The following is a 14,826-nucleotide window of genomic DNA, read 5'->3' as shown; positions in this document are numbered from 1 at the left end:
GAGTCGCTGGGCGGGCTGACCAGTCTCGACAGGCTCGATGTGGCGCACAACCGGTTGACCGCCCTGCCCGAGTCGCTGGGCGACCTCACCAACCTCACCGGGCTCCACCTGTCCGAGAACGCGTTGACCTCCTTGCCCGAGTCGCTGGGCGGGCTGACCAGTCTCGACAGGCTCGATGTGGCGCACAACCGGTTGACCGCCCTGCCCGAGTCGCTGGGCGACCTCACCAACCTCTCCAAGCTGTATCTGCGCGGCAACCGGCTCACCTCCTTGTCGGAATCGGTGGGTGACCTCACCAACCTCACCTGGCTCGACCTATGCGAGAACGTGTTGGCCTCCTTGCCGGAGTCGCTGAGCAACCTCACCAAACTCAGCTGGCTCGACCTGCGCGGCAACCCGCTTACCGCCCTGCCCGAATCACTGAGGAGCCTCGCCGATCTCGCGCGACTCTGACCCGCGACGACGACCGCATTGCGTCACTCGCCACCGAGACCCCGTGCTTTTGCCCATGCCGATACCGAGGTCGAAGTCCTGCCTGCAGGTCATCACGACGTTCGCGAGCTGGTGGCCTCGGTGAAGATGCAGGACGCGGATGAGAGTGGTCTTGAGGAGATCGCCTCGGCGGCTTTCGTCGCCTCGGAGCAGGGCCGCGGCGATCCTCAGGCCGGAGTCGTCGTTGACGGCTTCGGCTCCAGTTGGACCTGTGTCTCGGCGTCGGTGAATCCGACCGAGCGGTACACGCGGATCGCGACGTAGCTCGGATCGGCCACCATGACGAGCGTGTGCGCGTTCAGATGTTCCAGAGCGTGCCGGCCGGCCGTGTACACGAGGGTTCCGGAAAGGCCCTGGTTTCGATATGCCGGGTGGGTGTCGACGGCCTGGTAGCGTGCGAGCCCCGAACCGTCGGTGAACAGGCCGAGCCCGGAGACCATGCGGTCGTTCACGAAGGCTCCGAACCACGCGCCGCATCCGCGTTCCTGCAGCCGGCGCATGGCCGCCAGATTGCGCTGCGCGAACACCCGGTATCCCTCGACGTCGGGACCGGGGTTGGTGGCCTCCTGCAGTGCCAGTGCGGCGGACCAGTCCTCGTCGCCGTCCAGGACGCGGAAGTGAGCGTCACGGTTGGGGCGGGGTGGCGGGTGCACCGAACCGGCCGTCATCACCGTGCTCCGCTCGACGTCGAGACTCGCCGCCGCCAGTTCCTCCGGCTCACCGGCGTCGCCGGTGACACCGTCGACACCGAGGGCGACGTGGCCGGCGTCCGGGAACTCGCGGTGGAAGGTGCTCACCCACGAGGCCACCGTTCCGGGGGCCGGCGGGGTGTCCAGCAGGATGAAGTTCCCCCAGTGATAGGTCGGGTTGGCGGGCGTCCGGACAGCCAGGTAACCGTCGCGCCGGTCGATGACGCCGCCTTGCAGCCCGAGCAACATCAGATCGCTCCGGTAGCCCAACGACCGCACAGCCATGGTCAAACCGTACCGGCTCCCATCGGCGATGGGTATGTCCGGCGGGGTCCGCCGGTGCCCGCCTTCCAGGCCGGCGGCGAGCCGCCGCACCTGTATCGGTCGCTCGGCCACCCGGTGTCGCTCGACTTCCGGCGGCCGCGGCCGGACGACATCGCCGGGGCCGGGCCGGTCGTGCCCGGCTGCTGCGCGAGCCCAACGAGAGTACGGAGACAACGCAACAGCCCACAGACCGGCATAGCCCCCGCCGGTCACCGGCTCTTGGAGGGCTCTCCTTCCAGCGCGCCCCTGATCATGGCGAAGCTCTCCGTGATCTTCCCGGCGAGGCTGCGCGGGATCTCAAGGAAGCCCACCGTGTCGGCGTCGGCCCAGTAGCAGTAGGTCCCGTCGTCGGTGTTCCGGCAGGAGGCCGCGCCGGGGAGCGGACCGGTCCCCACGTAGACCCAGTCCGTCTGCGGGTTCTCCCGCTCGCGGTCCTGGGCGGTCAGCCAGTCCACGGCGGCCTTGGGGTCGGTCACCTCGGCCTGCGCCCCGGTGGCGTAGAAGGATCTCAGGCGCGGGGCGTCCTGGTAGAACGTGGTGAGCTGGGTGCCAAGGATCTTGTGGTGCGGACCGTCCGGGAGCTTGAAGCGTTCCTCGGCGGGGGTCACCGACTGGAGATCCAGTGCGCCGATCGCGGTGGGGAACGGCGTCGCGAAGGTTCCCGGGGGTTTCGGTGGGTTCTGGGGCGATGAGCCGTTCTCCTGATCGGTTTCGAGGGTGAAGGTGCATCCCGCGAGAACGCCGGCCGCGAGCGTCATGAGGGAGATTCTTGCGATGTTCATGACGTGAGAATGATCCAGTGCACTTGTGCGCGGGTTGGATCCCTCTGGCACCTGGTGCAGACCCGCGATGGACGGGTCGCGGGTGCGTGAAGGTGCTGGACGGAACACCCGTCGTGGACGTGAAGCCGGTCCTCGGCCGACACGGGGTCATGTCCTGCCGGGGGTGATCCCGCACCGTCGGAGCCGTTCGGCCTCGTCGGTGTGGCCGAGCCGTCTCAGCAGACCGATCGCCTGGGCCAGAACGTCGGGGCGGCCCAACTCGGCGGTGCTCAGGTAGGCAAGAACCGCTCTGTCCGCATGACCGGTCTCACACAGCAGCAGGACCGCCCATATCAGGGCGTGGACGTCGCCGGTCTCGGCGCGGGCCCGCAGCCAGGCGATCGCCTCCCGGGCGCGGCCGGTCTCGTACATCAGGTCGACCGCGTGCGCCAGAGCGTGGGTGTCGCCTGCCTCGGCGCGGGCCCGTAGCCAGGTGATCGCTTCCTCGGCCCGCTCCAGCTGGTACAGCAGGACGGTGAGCCGCCCGAGGGCGTGAGTGTCACCGCTCTCCGCGCGGGCCCGTAGCCAGGTGATCGCCTCCTCGGTCCGCTCCGACTCCTGGAGCAGCTCGACCGCCTTCCACAGGGCGTCGACGTCGCCTGCCTCGGCGCGGGCCCGTAGCCAGGTGATCGCCTCCTCGGTGCGGCCCACCCGCTGGAACAACTCGACCAGCCGCCAGCAGGCATCGGGGTTCCCGGCTTCCGCGGCGTGCCGGTAGGCGGCGATCGCCTCCTCGGTCCTGCCGGTGTCACGGGTGTGTCCAGCTCCGGTGGTGGGGGTCTCCCCGTGCTGTCCCGACCCATTGGGGAAGACAGCGGTCCGCTGGGAGATGTCAGGCGGCCGCCGAAGCGGGCCGTCGCTCTCATCGCGGCTCATCACTCATCGCAACACCATCACTTCGTATGGAGCCCGCGGACGGCGAAAACAGACAGTATTAAGGTGGCATAAGTAATTCTGCCATCTCGTGGAGATTGACTTTCTGCCTCCCTTCGGAGTGGCAAAAATAGATATTTAGGCGTTGCCTAATATTATTCAGACGATATTTCCGGAATTAGTGGTTGGTTTTGCGGGTTCCGTCGGGCCCGTCAGGTTGGCCGACATCCGCGTCAGGACGTCGATCGTGGCCAGGTACTCCTCGGCGCCGATCCCCTCGGTGAGGCGGGCGCGGTCGGCGTTCACCTGCCGTCGCAACTCCTGGTGCGCCCGGATCCCGGCGGCGGTGAGGGCCAACCGCCCCTCTCCTTCCGGCCCTTTCAGCCAGCCCCGCCCGCGCAGGTCGTCCACCAGTGGACGCAGGGAGGGCCGCCGGTCGTCGAGGAAGGGGGCGAGGGCGGTGTCGAGGCCGGCGAGGGTGGGGGAGTCGGTGGCGACGACGTTCAGCACCTGCCAGTGGCGGCGGGTCAGCCCCTGGCCGGCGAGGAGGCCGTCGAGGGAGCCTTCGACGAGGCCGTGGAGGTGCTTGATCCAGTAGCCGATGGGGCGTCTCTGGCCGGTGATCTCGGAGGTGTTCACGGTGCCGCCTTTCCTTGGCAGATACATGTAGTTTGACAATAACATGTATTAATACATGTATCATTGGGGCATGGAAGATCCTCAGGTGGCCGCCGTCGAGCGGGCGATGGTGGCGATCCGGCGCAGCCAGACCCGCCGCGCCCTCCAGCGTCTCGCGGGTGACGTCGAGCTCGACCCCGCACTCTTCGGGGTGATCGACGCTGTGGAGGAAGGGGCGGAGGCCGCGACGGTGACCTCCGTCGCCGGTCGGATGGGCGTCGACCAACCTCGTGCCAGCCGTCTGGTGGCCAGGGCCGTCGAGGCGGGACTGCTTCGCAGGGTGGCCGACCCGGCTGACGGCCGCCGCAGCACGCTGGAGCTCACCGAACTGGGCGCTGGGCACGCCGAGCGGGTCCATCGCTTCCGCCGTGAGGTCTTCGGCGCGGCGATGCGCGGTTGGTCCGAGCACGAAAGACGGGAGTTCGCTCGCCTGCTCACGGCCTTCGTCGCGGAGCTGGGCGGGCGCCACCGGGAAGGCGGCCGGGTTGAACACCCCCTTCCGCCGGATGTCCCGGCGAGCCGCTCGAATCGGGGCCCCGATTCGAGCGGCCTCGATCAGGCGGAGCCGGTGACGGAGACGAACCCGGAGCCGGGACGGTAGTCGGGGGACTGGTGCCTGAAGTAGGTGTTGTAGACCTGGCAGTAGTGACCACCGCGAGCCAGCAGCGTGCTGTGGTCGCCCTCCTCGACGATCCGGCCGTGATCCAGCACGATGATGCGATCGACGTGCTCGATCGTGGACAACCGGTGTGCGATGACGATGGAGGTGCGGTCGGCCAGCACCCGGTCCAGACCCTCCTGGATCTGAGCCTCGGTCAGCGGGTCGACGCTGGCGGTGGCCTCGTCCAGGACCACGATCGCCGGATCCTGGATGAGCAGCCGGGCCAGCGCGACGAGCTGGCGCTGGCCCATGGACAGGGCGCGACCGTGTTCGCCGACGTCGGTCCGCAGGCCGTCGGGCAGGGCGTCGATCCAGTCGCCGCCGCCGACCGCCGTGGCGGCGGCGAGCACCTCCTCGTCGCCCGCCTCCGGCCTCGGGTATCTGATGTTGTCGGCGACGGTGCCGCTGAACAGGAACGGAACCTGCGGAACCGCGCCGATCTGCCGCCGGTACCCGGCCAGGTCCAGCGTGCGGATGTCACGGTCGTCGATGCTCAACCGGCCGTCCTGGAACTCGTAGAACCGGGTGATCAGCTTGCTGAGCGTCGACTTGCCCGCACCGGTGTGACCGACCAGCGCGACGCTCTCGCCCGCCTCGATGGTGAGGTTGAAGTCCCGCAGGACGGGGTTGTCGGCTTCGTAACCGAACCGGACGTCGCGGAACTCGACGCGGCCCGCCAGCCTGCCCACCGGCTGGGGGTCGGTCTGCACGACCCGGGGCGGCGCGTCGATCAGGGCGAAGACCCGCTCGGACGCGGACAGGCCCTGCTGGAACTGGGACCAGAACGCGGCGATGGAGGTCAGCGGGAACCAGAAGAGCGCGACGCCCTGGAGGAAGAGGTACCAGTCGCCGGCGGACAGGCCGCCGCCGAGCACCGTGGTACCACCCAGCTGGATGAGCGCGACCGTGGCCAGTCCGGCGACCAGAAAGAGCACCGGGAAGATGCCGGAGAAGACGAAACCCTGCCTGAGCGTCACCTGGTAGCTCTGCTCGTTGATGGGCCGGAACTCGTCGTAGACCCGCTGCTCCTGGCGGAAGTTCTTGGCGACGCTGATTCCGCCCATGGTCTCCTGCAGGGTGGCGTTCACCCGGCTCAGCGAGCGTTGCGCCCTGCGGGTGCTGCTGCGGGCGATCCGCCGGAACAGCAGCGCGATGCCCACCACCACGGGCACCACGAGAAGGGTCAGCAGGGCGAGCTCGACGCTGCGCAGGAAGAGCAGGATCGTGACGAAACCCACCATCAACACCTGGCTGATCAGGTCCATCGTCAAGGTGGAGACGGTCGCGAAGTCATCGGTGTCGGAGGTGACCCGACTGACGATCTTGCCCGACGGGTTCTCGTCGTAGAACGACAGGTCGCGTTCCAGTACGGCGTCGAACGCGTCCTCGCGAAGACGCAGCACGACGTCTCCGGTGACCTTCGCGCTGTACCACTGGCGGATGAAGTTGAACAGCCAGCCGAGCACCCCGGCGAGCAGCAGGCCGACGGTGAGCTGCCGGCCCACGTCGGCGATCATGCCGTCCTCGATCCCGTCCACGCCCCAGCTGACCAGCAACGGCATGGCCGCCTGGGTCAGTGAGGAGAGCACGATCATGGCCGCGACCAGGACCATCGAGCCCAGCTTCGGCCGGAAATAGGACAGGATCCGGCGGAGTAGATCACGATCGTTGTAGGTGCGGTCGTAGTCCTCGGCGTCGAGGCCGTCCATGATGAAGCCCATCAGCCCTGCCCTCCCTGCTCGCCCGCGAGGACCACGGCCGGGTCGGTGGTGTCGGTCAGGTCGACCTCGTCGTAGTGGGCGAAGATCCGCCGGTAGAGGCGGCTGCGGGTGAGCAGTTCGTCGTGCGTGCCATAGTCGACCAGCTCGCCTCGGCGGAGCAGCAGCACCTTGTCGGCCCAGCGGATCTGGGAGAGCCGGTGGGTGATCAGGAATGTGGTGCGCCCGTCGAGAACGCGGCCGATGGCCTGCTGGATCCTGTCCTCCGTGGCGGAGTCGATCGCACTCGTCGAGTCGTCGAGCACCAGGATCGCCGGATCCGTCAGCAGTGCCCGTGCGATGGCCAGGCGCTGACGCTGGCCGCCGGAGAGGGTGATGCCGCGCTCTCCGATGACCGTGTCGTAGCCGTCGTCGAGCTCGCCGATGAACTCGGCGGCCTGGGCCTCCTCGGCCGCCTTCACGACGGCGCTCCGCTCCGCCTGCTGGCCCAGCCCGAAGGCGATGTTCTCGGCCACGGACCGGGAGAACAGCACGATGTCCTGCTCGATGGTGGAGATCTGGGAGCGCAGCGAGTCGAGGTCCCACTCGCGCACGTCCACATCGTCCACCAGGATCCGGCCCGCGGTGACGTCGTAGATCCGGGGGACCAGCTTCGCCAGGGTGCTCTTGCCCGAGCCGGTCTCGCCGACGATCGCCACGGTCTCGCCCGGCTGCACGGTGAACGTCACCCCGCGCAGCACCGGATCGTCCTCCCCGTAGCCGAACGTCACGTTCTCGAAGCGGATCGCCCCGCTGATCGGTGCGGCGTGGCCGTCGGCACGCTGCCCCAGTTCGGTCTCGGTGTTCATGATGCCGAGGATCCGGCGGGCGGACACGATGCCGATCTGGACCAGCGAGAAGGTGAAGATCGACATGTTGGTCGGGAAGCCGATCATGTTCATCAGGCTCATGAAGGCGACCAGCTCGCCGATCGTGATGGCGCCGGCGGCTTGGAGGTAGAGGCCGTGCCAGAGCGAGGCGGCCATCGCGAACGCGAAGAGCAGGGTCGGCAGGTAACGGGCCTGGACCAGGCCGTTGCGGACGAAGGAGTCCCGATAACGCCGCGCGCGTGTCCGGAACCGCCGCCGCTCCTGGTCCTCCTGCGCGGACACCTTGATGACCTCGATGCCGCGGACCGCCTCGTTCAGCCCGGCGTTGAGATCGCCGAACTGTTCGCGCATGCGGGTCGCCACCGGATTGAGCTGCCTCATGTAGTGCCAGAGCGCGAGAACGAAGACGACCGCGAAGACGCCGGGCGCCAGCAGCAGCCGCGGGTCGATCGCGGCGATGAAGACCAGGGGCACGAGACCGGTCAGGCTGGAGTCGACGATCAGGTCGATGCCTGGGCTGATCATGATGGAGAGCTGCCGGATGTCGTTGGCCGCCCGTGCCATCAGGTCGCCGACCCGCTGTCTGTTGTGGAAGGTCTGGCTCTTGCCGAGCAGGCTGACGTAGAGCTCGTCCCTGGTGTCCCGCTCCAGCCGCTTGGCCAGAACCTCGCTGGCCAGGCGCGCCACGAGGTCGAAGGCGCCGCGGGCCAGCACGATCGCCAGCAGTCCCAGCGAGATCAGGCCCAGTTCCCGCGCCCCGCCACCGCCCGCGCCCAGCACCGCGTCGAAGGCCGCGCCGGTGAGCCCGGGTACCGTGGCGTTGAGCACGACCATGATCAGCGATGCGCCGAGGAATCCGGTCAGCTGGAGCGGGTGGCGGCGAACATGGGACCAGAACCAGCGCACCGGACCCCGCCTGTCATGCGGGCGACCGGAGACGGAGAACTCCGAACTGCTGGTGGTCACAGGTTCGCTCCCAAGCAGGTCGAGAATGAAAGTCGAACTTGCTTTCTATCACCGGGCGCCGACACTTTCCCACGCATTTTCTCGGCCCCGCCCTGCCTGTCACGGACGGACGCGCAGACCACACCGAATATCGGGATGCCCGTAGCCGAAATCGGGCGGATACGCCGCGCGAGGACCTTTGAAGAGGAATCGCCGTGGGGCACGTTGAGGCCGGTCAGCCCACATGCAGGATATGACCCCCTTCCTGCCCTGGAAGGGGGTCGATCGGCGAGGATGTCCTAAGGTCGTTGCCCGGCCTTGTCGACCAGGTGGGTCTCCAGTTGGGCGTTGAGCACGAGAGGGGTGCCCGCCGGTAGGAAGACCGGGCCCGAGCCCGTGGACCTGATCGTGCGGTCTGCGACAGTGACCCCGTACGTTCCCAGGTAGCGGAAATCATCCGGGCTCAGGATGAGCTCGTAGCGCGCCCGGTCGTCGGTGTAGCTGAAGGCCACCCCGTGCCGGCCCTCGGCGCCCACGGCATCCGGACGCACGGCCACTCCCTCGATCAGGGGCAGTGCGCGGAACAGGGCGGCGCGTACCTCCGGGCTGAGAGCCTGCTCGCCCATGAGCTGGTAGATCGCTTGGAAGAGCCGCTGCTCCCTGGACTCCTCATGTGGGCTGCCATCGCTGTTGAACATCCTGGCCATGGACTCCGCCGTGACCTTGTCGATCCGGCTGAGCAACATAAACCCGTTGAAGTCGGTGTCCGATGACCTGTTGGTCAGCCGTTTCAGTACGGGCTCATCTGGTCCAGGACCTTGGCGGCGAGTACCTGGAACTCCGTGGCTTTCCCCAGGTCCTGGACGACGTCCTCGGGAGTGATCGCCGGAGTGTCGGGCCGAGGGTATTCGGCGCTGTTGCGACGGCGGCGCATCCGGTCGAAGGAACGGAGTGCCTGCCCGAGCGGAGGGTCCAGCTGAGCCGTGACCGCGTCCAGCACCGCGAGGTGTCCGCCCCTGCTGGTGGCTCGCGGCCCCTGGTTCTCCAGGATGGGCGCGAGGGCTTTTCTGGAGGCGTCGTAGAGAAGCCGGTACGCACCTGTCGGATCTGTCGTTCGGCCTGAGTGAGCAGGGTATCCGCATGTTCTCTGCCTGGTGGCACTCGTTCCAACTGGCCTGAGGCCAGCATCGCATCGATCCGATCGCGTCCCTGCATCCATCTCATGAGGTGCTCCGCTTCCGAATCAGGGGGTAGAGAGGTTCGCTACGGAGGGATGCCACGAACGGGTCGTCCAGATCGACGTTCCAAGAGGTCGGCGAGATCCGGTTGATGTTCACTTCACGGTCGAGGACCCGTTCGGCTGTCCTCGCCGCGTCGTAGAGTTCGTCGTCGTCTGCGGATCCCACGATGAGGACGTCGACGTCACGGGGTGGCGGACCGGCTTGGTTCGCGTACCGGGCGGCCCAGGAGCCGTACAGGTACGCCTCGTCGATGCCGGAGATCGAGTGGAGAAGGGGTGGCAGGACGGCGAGCGGTCCGAAGGTCACCGCCAACAGGTCGGTGAGCGGTTTGGCAACGATCGTGTCGGTGTCAGCACGGATGAGACGGAGGTTGCCGTGTCGTCTTTCCCGGGTCAGTCCGGCAGCGACGAACCGGTCAGCCTCACGGCTTACTGTCGACTGGGACGCGCCTGTCCGTACGGCGAGGTCGATCGTCGAATACTCGTTTTCCGGGTGGAGGTACAACCAGGCGAGCAACTCGCCAACGGCGTTGGAACGAAGTAACGGTAACAGCAGGGGTGGAGTCGCCCTCATAGATGCATAGTTATGCATCTATAGCAAGTTCATTGCGCTCCGTAAAAGATCGACTACGAATGGTTCGTGTCGGCGCCCCGGCGGCCCGGTCGATTCTCGGATGTCACTACCTGCTAGGCCCACAGGGTCGAACCCGTGAGTTCGCGAACGCCGCAGAGACCGAATGCAGAGGACGCCGGTGACCGGATCACCACGTCGTGCCGCAACCGGGAAATCAGGATGCCCGGTGGTTGAAATGGCAGGTACCCTGCGCGAGGACCTATGGAGGGAATTGTCGTGGGGCACGTTGAAGTCGGTCATCTGACGTACGTTCTGCCGGACGGGCGGCCGTTGCTGGACGACGTGTCCTTCCGGGTCGGCGAGGGGGTCAAGGCGGCGCTCGTCGGGCCCAACGGGGCGGGCAAGACGACGCTGATGCGGCTGATCGCGGGCGACCTGCAGCCTGTCGACGGGAGCGTCGCCAGTTCCGGCGGCCTGGGGATCATGCGGCAGTTCATCGGCAGCATCCGGGACGGCCGGTCCGTGCACGACCTGCTGGTCAGTGTCGCCCCGCAGCGGGTGCGGGAGGCGGCGGCGAAGCTGGAGGCCGCCGAGCTGGTGATGATGGAGCGCGAGGACGAGAAGGCCCAGATGCGCTACGCGCAGGCCATCACCGACTACAGCGACGCCGGCGGCTACGACATCGAGGTGCTCTGGGACACCTGCACGATGGCCGCGCTCGGCATGCCGTACGACGACTGCAAGTACCGCGAGGTCAACACGCTGTCGGGCGGTGAGCAGAAGCGGCTGGTGCTGGAGGCGCTGCTGCGCGGCCCCGACCAGACGCTGCTGCTCGACGAGCCGGACAACTATCTCGACGTGCCGGGCAAGCTCTGGCTGGAGCAGGCGCTCAGGGAGACCCCGAAGACCGTGCTGCTGGTCAGCCACGACCGGCAGCTGCTGGCCAACGCGGCGGACCGGATCATCACCGTCGAGTCCGGCAACATCTGGGTGCACGGCGGGGGGTTCGGCGGCTACGCACAGGCGCGCAGGGAGCGCAACGAGCGCCTCGACGAGCTGAAGAAGCGCTGGGACGAGGAGCACGCCAAGATCAAGCGGCTGGTCCTGATGCTCAAGCAGAAGGCCAAGTACATGGACACCATGGCCGCCGCCTACCACTCGGCCCAGACCCGGCTGCGCAGGTTCGAGGAGGCCGGGCCGCCGGAGGCGGCGCCCAAGGAGCAGTTCATCAGCATGCGGCTGAAGGGCGGCCGGACCGCCAAGCGGGCGGTGATCTGCGAGCGGCTTGAGCTCACCGGCCTGATGAAGCCGTTCGACCTGGAGATCTGGTACGGCGAGCGGGTCGCGGTGCTGGGCTCCAACGGCTCGGGCAAGTCGCACTTCCTGCGCCTGATCGCCGGGGAGGAGGTCAGGCACACCGGGGTGGCCAGGCTCGGCGCCCGGGTCGTCCCCGGGCACTTCGCCCAGACGCACGCTCGCCCTGAGCTCATCGGCCGGACGCCCTGCGAGATCGTCATGACCGAGCACGCCCGGCTCAAGAACGAGGCGATGAAGGCGCTGTCCCGCTACGAGCTGGCCGGAACCATCGCCGAACAGCGTTTCGAGACGCTCTCCGGGGGGCAGCAGGCCCGGCTGCAGATCCTGCTGCTCGAACTGTCCGGCACCACCCTGCTGCTGCTGGACGAGCCGACGGACAACCTCGACCTGGCCAGCGCCGAGGCTCTCCAGGAAGGGCTGGACGCCTTCGACGGGACCGTGGTCGCGGTGACCCACGACCGTTGGTTCGCCGACGACTTCGACCGGTACCTGGTCTTCGGTGCCGATGGAAAGGTCTACGAATCGTCCGAGCCGGTGTGGGACGAGACCAGGGTGGTCCGCCAGAGGTAAAGACTCGGGTCGTTCCCGGCGCGTCGGAGTGGGAGCGGTGTCGCCACCGGTTATCACGGCTAGGTGACGCACAGCACCCGAATCGTCGGCGCCCTCGCCCTCCTTCTCCTCATCGGAAGTGCCGGATGCACCGATGAGGAGGTGGAGAAGAAGCGGGCCGCCGCGCTCCAGCCGATCGCGGTCAGGGAGCAGGCATCGTCCATCATCAAGGGTGACGATGGGTATGTGGTGAACTGGGCAGGAGTGCTGGCCAACACCAATCCGTGGCACTTCGGCGAGCACATCGTGGCCACCGTGGTGGCCAAGAACGCCGAGGGCAAGGAGGTGGTCCGGCTGGAACAGCCGCTGGACGCGGTGCCTCCCGCCGGAACCCTGCCCTTCACGGGCCAGGTGGTGACCCAGGACAGGCCCGCCGACGTGAGCATCGCGTACCGCCCGGCACGCTGGCATCTGGCCGGCCGGATCGTCTCGGCCTTCCAGCCCTTCCCGGTCCGCGGCGTGCTGACCGACCGCACCGCCGACGGCAACTATCTCGTCACCGGCTATGTCGGCACCCCGTACGTGATGCCGACCCGCAGCCTGGCCGTCACCGCGCTCCTGCGCGACAAGCGGGGCAAGCTACTCGGCGGCGGGAGCACGTTCGTGGACAACCTCCAGGCGGGTGAGAACCGCCGGTTCATCCTGCAGATCAAGAGTGTTCAGAACACCCGCGACATCGCCTCCGCCGAGGTGACCGCGCGCACCTGGGGGTCGAGCAGCCGCCCCTTCGAACAGCTCGCCCTCGGCGGCGCGCTGCCCCTGCACACGGTCAAGCCGAGGATGCCCCCGTTCGCCAAGGACCGGGGCAGGCAGGCTCCGCTCGCGAGCGCCGCCCACCCGTGATCGGAAATCCTCTCCGTGCCATACCGATAAGCGCGATAAATGACTATTTTTCAATGTTTATGATTACGAGTCACCAGGGGTGGTTCACCAATTTCGTTGACTCCGCCGAGACAGTTGGAGTCACCGCGTAGAAACGGCTGGAACTTACGGTCGCCAATCGTTTACCTTCGGTTGCGTGACTGACGGTGTCCTGGTCGAAGCGTTGCGCGCGAGGGAACCTGCGGCCCTTTCCCGCCTCTACGACTCGTATGCGGAAAGCGTCTACCGATACTGCCATTCAATGCTCGGCGTCTCGGCGGACGCGGAACTGGCGTTCCTTGACACCTTTGTCGCGGCCGAGGCCCATATTCACGCGCTCGCCGACTCCCGCCGGCTGGAGGCGTGGCTGTACGCACTCGCTCGGGGGGAGTGCGTACGGCGCGATCCCACCGGGGAGCCCGACCCGCGGGTCCCCGTTCCTGAGGGTGTCGGCGAGGCGGACCTGCGGGTGATGGCGTGGAACGCCACCCGGAGCCTGCCGTCCGAGGACCGGGAGGTCCTCGAGCTGAGCTGCCGGCACGGATTCGGGCCCGTCGACCTCGCCGCGGTCCTGGGCGTCACCGCCAAGGTCGCGGCCGCGCGGTACGAATCGGCGAGGGAGCGGCTGCGCGACGCCGTCACCGCGGAGGTCCTCGTCCGCAAGGGACCCCACGACTGCGCGAGCCGAGCCCGCATGCTGACCGGCTTCGCCGGCGCGCTCACCGCGCGGGCGCGCGAGCGGGTGATCCGCCACGTGAACCGGTGCGACACCTGCGCCCCGCACCGGGTCAGGCAGGTCTCCGCGGCCAAGGTCTTCGACCTGCTTCCGGTGGTCGCGCCGCCGCCGACGCTGCGCGCGCGGGTGATGGACTGCTTCACCGACCCCGGGCGGGTCCCCTACCGGCACGACGTCGCCCACCGGGTCGGCCCCCTCGACGCTGCCGGGTTTCCCGCCGGCACGGCAGGCGGAGGTCGTCGCCGGCCCTACGTGATGGCCGGTACGGCGGCCGCGGTCGCCGCGTCGGCGCTGCTCGCTCTGCTCCTCACCCAGACCACCCTCCGGTCCGGGGAGGCGAGCCCCGGTGCCGCCTCGGGGATGTTCTCGGCGTCGGCGGAGCCTCCGGCCGCCCGGCGGCCGGAGGGGCGCCAGAGGCCGGAGGAGTACCGCGGGCCCGAGGAGCCCGGCCGGTCAGGGGAGCGCCGGCGGGTGAACGTGCCGCCGGCGCCGGAACCCGTCCGCGCGGAAACGGCCGTCGGGCGGACCGGCTCGCTCGGAGTGACGGAGCCGGTCGGCGTCACCGGGCCCGGCTCCGAGATCGACCGGCCGACGCCGGGCCCGACCGGCCGTCCGGCGGAGCCCCGGCCCGCACCGCCGGACAACAGACCTTCAGCCGACGGGTCTTCAGCCGGCGGACCGGTGCTGCCGGGGGCTCCCGGGGCCGGTGCGCCGGACGGGCGCCCCCCGCACCGCGACCACCACGGGCACCGGCCCCTCCGTCCCTGCCGTGACACACACCGATCGACGGACCCGGGCGGTCCGAGGCCCCCGCGAGGAGAGCACGGGCCGCCCCGCGTGACCCCCCGGCCCTCGCAGGGTGCCCCGAGGCCGTCGCAGGCGGACCCCCGGCCGCCGCGGGCTAATCCTCGGCCGCCGTATGCCGGCCCCGTGCCGCCGCCCGCCGACCCGCAGGCTCCGTCCACAGGCCCCGGGCCGTCACAGGGAGACCTGAGACCTCCGCGTCCCGGGCCGCGGGGAGTCCTCGGCCATCCGGGGGCCGCTCAGCGGCGGTCCCCGGACGCCTCCCGGCCGGCACTTCCCGGATCGCATCCCCCGCCGCCCGGCTCTCCCGCGTTCTCCGGGCCTTCCACCTCACCGCAAGGGCCGGTCACACCCCTCGTCGAGCGGCGGCCTCCGGGCGGCAGGACGCCGGCCGTCTGAGCGTCGAGACGCTTTCGGCATCCCTTCGGCGGTACGGGCCGAGCCCCCCGCGAGCGGCGGTATTGTGGCGGGCGGTGACTACGCGGCGTGAGTGTCATGTGTGCGTAGAGTGACGAATGGGAATGTTGAGGTAGGCCGCCTGGCAAGCGGCGACGCGCCGCGCTCCGCGGTGAGACCGCGGCAAGCGGTGTTCAAGGGGGACTCCGGGGGGAGACG

Annotated in this window: 14 protein-coding genes; 5 read left to right on the top strand and 9 right to left on the bottom strand. The window is 68.7% G+C overall.

Going from position 1 to position 14,826, the window contains the following annotated elements:
* Positions 1 to 453: leucine-rich repeat domain-containing protein (locus AB0J58_RS18650; RefSeq protein WP_364217099.1), on the top strand; the 453-nt coding region annotated here is incomplete at its 5' end.
* A gap of 206 nt (positions 454 to 659) precedes the next feature.
* Here AB0J58_RS18650 and AB0J58_RS18645 read toward each other — a convergent pair.
* The 4 genes from AB0J58_RS18645 to AB0J58_RS18630 all read right to left on the bottom strand — a co-directional run bounded on the left by AB0J58_RS18645 (position 660) and on the right by AB0J58_RS18630 (position 3,838).
* Positions 660 to 1,466 carry a GNAT family N-acetyltransferase gene (locus tag AB0J58_RS18645; protein ID WP_364217096.1) on the bottom strand — a complete coding sequence of 269 codons (807 nt, stop codon included), beginning with the start codon at positions 1,464 to 1,466 and terminating at the stop codon, positions 660 to 662.
* A 248-nt stretch (positions 1,467 to 1,714) separates the two neighbouring features.
* Positions 1,715 to 2,287 (bottom strand): hypothetical protein, encoded by a 573-nt coding sequence (locus AB0J58_RS18640; RefSeq protein WP_364217093.1) that lies wholly within the window; start codon positions 2,285 to 2,287, stop codon positions 1,715 to 1,717.
* Between the two features lie 147 nt (positions 2,288 to 2,434).
* Entirely contained in the window at positions 2,435 to 3,202 is a 768-nt protein-coding gene (locus AB0J58_RS18635; protein WP_364217090.1) for a tetratricopeptide repeat protein, read from the bottom strand.
* Between the two features lie 156 nt (positions 3,203 to 3,358).
* Complete coding sequence (locus AB0J58_RS18630) at positions 3,359 to 3,838, bottom strand: MarR family winged helix-turn-helix transcriptional regulator (protein WP_364217088.1); 480 nt, start codon at positions 3,836 to 3,838, stop codon at positions 3,359 to 3,361.
* A 70-nt stretch (positions 3,839 to 3,908) separates the two neighbouring features.
* Here AB0J58_RS18630 and AB0J58_RS18625 point away from each other — a divergent pair, with 70 nt between their 5' ends.
* Entirely contained in the window at positions 3,909 to 4,478 is a 570-nt protein-coding gene (locus AB0J58_RS18625; protein ID WP_364217085.1) for a MarR family winged helix-turn-helix transcriptional regulator, read from the top strand.
* Here the strand turns inward: AB0J58_RS18625 and AB0J58_RS18620 are convergent.
* The 5 genes from AB0J58_RS18620 to AB0J58_RS18600 all read right to left on the bottom strand — a co-directional run bounded on the left by AB0J58_RS18620 (position 4,433) and on the right by AB0J58_RS18600 (position 9,827).
* Positions 4,433 to 6,259: an ABC transporter ATP-binding protein gene (locus tag AB0J58_RS18620; RefSeq protein ID WP_364217082.1), complete on the bottom strand. Its 1,827-nt coding sequence runs from the start codon at positions 6,257 to 6,259 to the stop codon at positions 4,433 to 4,435. The genes AB0J58_RS18625 and AB0J58_RS18620 overlap by 46 nt on opposite strands.
* Positions 6,259 to 8,091, bottom strand: coding sequence for an ABC transporter ATP-binding protein (locus AB0J58_RS18615; protein ID WP_364217080.1), 1,833 nt, complete (start codon positions 8,089 to 8,091; stop codon positions 6,259 to 6,261). Before AB0J58_RS18615 ends, AB0J58_RS18620 begins: the two co-directional genes overlap by 1 nt.
* Before the next feature lie 278 nt (positions 8,092 to 8,369).
* Positions 8,370 to 8,816 carry a hypothetical protein gene (locus tag AB0J58_RS18610; protein WP_364217077.1) on the bottom strand — a complete coding sequence of 149 codons (447 nt, stop codon included), beginning with the start codon at positions 8,814 to 8,816 and terminating at the stop codon, positions 8,370 to 8,372.
* Positions 8,817 to 8,860: 44 nt separating this feature from the next.
* Entirely contained in the window at positions 8,861 to 9,070 is a 210-nt protein-coding gene (locus AB0J58_RS18605) for a hypothetical protein (RefSeq protein ID WP_364217074.1), read from the bottom strand.
* Between the two features lie 220 nt (positions 9,071 to 9,290).
* On the bottom strand, positions 9,291 to 9,827 hold the full coding sequence (locus tag AB0J58_RS18600; RefSeq protein WP_364217071.1) for a hypothetical protein: 537 nt from the start codon (positions 9,825 to 9,827) through the stop codon (positions 9,291 to 9,293).
* A 333-nt stretch (positions 9,828 to 10,160) separates the two neighbouring features.
* Between AB0J58_RS18600 and AB0J58_RS18595 the strand changes: the two genes are divergently transcribed.
* The 3 genes from AB0J58_RS18595 (at position 10,161) to AB0J58_RS18585 (ending at position 14,610) form a co-directional block, all read left to right on the top strand.
* Positions 10,161 to 11,771, top strand: coding sequence for an ATP-binding cassette domain-containing protein (locus AB0J58_RS18595; protein ID WP_364217068.1), 1,611 nt, complete (start codon positions 10,161 to 10,163; stop codon positions 11,769 to 11,771).
* 63 nt (positions 11,772 to 11,834) lie between these two features.
* Complete coding sequence (locus AB0J58_RS18590; RefSeq protein ID WP_343966705.1) at positions 11,835 to 12,653, top strand: hypothetical protein; 819 nt, start codon at positions 11,835 to 11,837, stop codon at positions 12,651 to 12,653.
* 175 nt (positions 12,654 to 12,828) lie between these two features.
* Positions 12,829 to 14,610, top strand: coding sequence for a sigma factor (locus AB0J58_RS18585; protein WP_364217065.1), 1,782 nt, complete (start codon positions 12,829 to 12,831; stop codon positions 14,608 to 14,610).
* The last annotated feature ends 216 nt before the right edge of the window (positions 14,611 to 14,826 follow it).

The organism is Streptosporangium sp. NPDC049644 (assembly GCF_040675205.1).
Classification (GTDB): Bacteria; Actinomycetota; Actinomycetes; order Streptosporangiales; family Streptosporangiaceae; genus Streptosporangium; species Streptosporangium fukuiense.
The sequence above is the reverse complement of the archived record's forward strand: the minus strand, read 5'-3'. Positions and strand labels throughout refer to the sequence as shown.

Excerpts from the sequence above, each read along its gene's own strand:
- AB0J58_RS18645 (WP_364217096.1), bottom strand. The coding sequence starts at position 1,466 with ATGGCTGTGCGGTCGTTGGGCTACCGGAGCGATCTGATGTTGCTCGGG.
- AB0J58_RS18640 (WP_364217093.1), bottom strand. The coding sequence starts at position 2,287 with ATGAACATCGCAAGAATCTCCCTCATGACGCTCGCGGCCGGCGTTCTC.
- AB0J58_RS18635 (WP_364217090.1), bottom strand. The coding sequence starts at position 3,202 with ATGAGCCGCGATGAGAGCGACGGCCCGCTTCGGCGGCCGCCTGACATC.
- AB0J58_RS18625 (WP_364217085.1), top strand. The coding sequence starts at position 3,909 with ATGGAAGATCCTCAGGTGGCCGCCGTCGAGCGGGCGATGGTGGCGATC.
- AB0J58_RS18620 (WP_364217082.1), bottom strand. The coding sequence starts at position 6,259 with ATGGGCTTCATCATGGACGGCCTCGACGCCGAGGACTACGACCGCACC.
- AB0J58_RS18610 (WP_364217077.1), bottom strand. The coding sequence starts at position 8,816 with ATGTTGCTCAGCCGGATCGACAAGGTCACGGCGGAGTCCATGGCCAGG.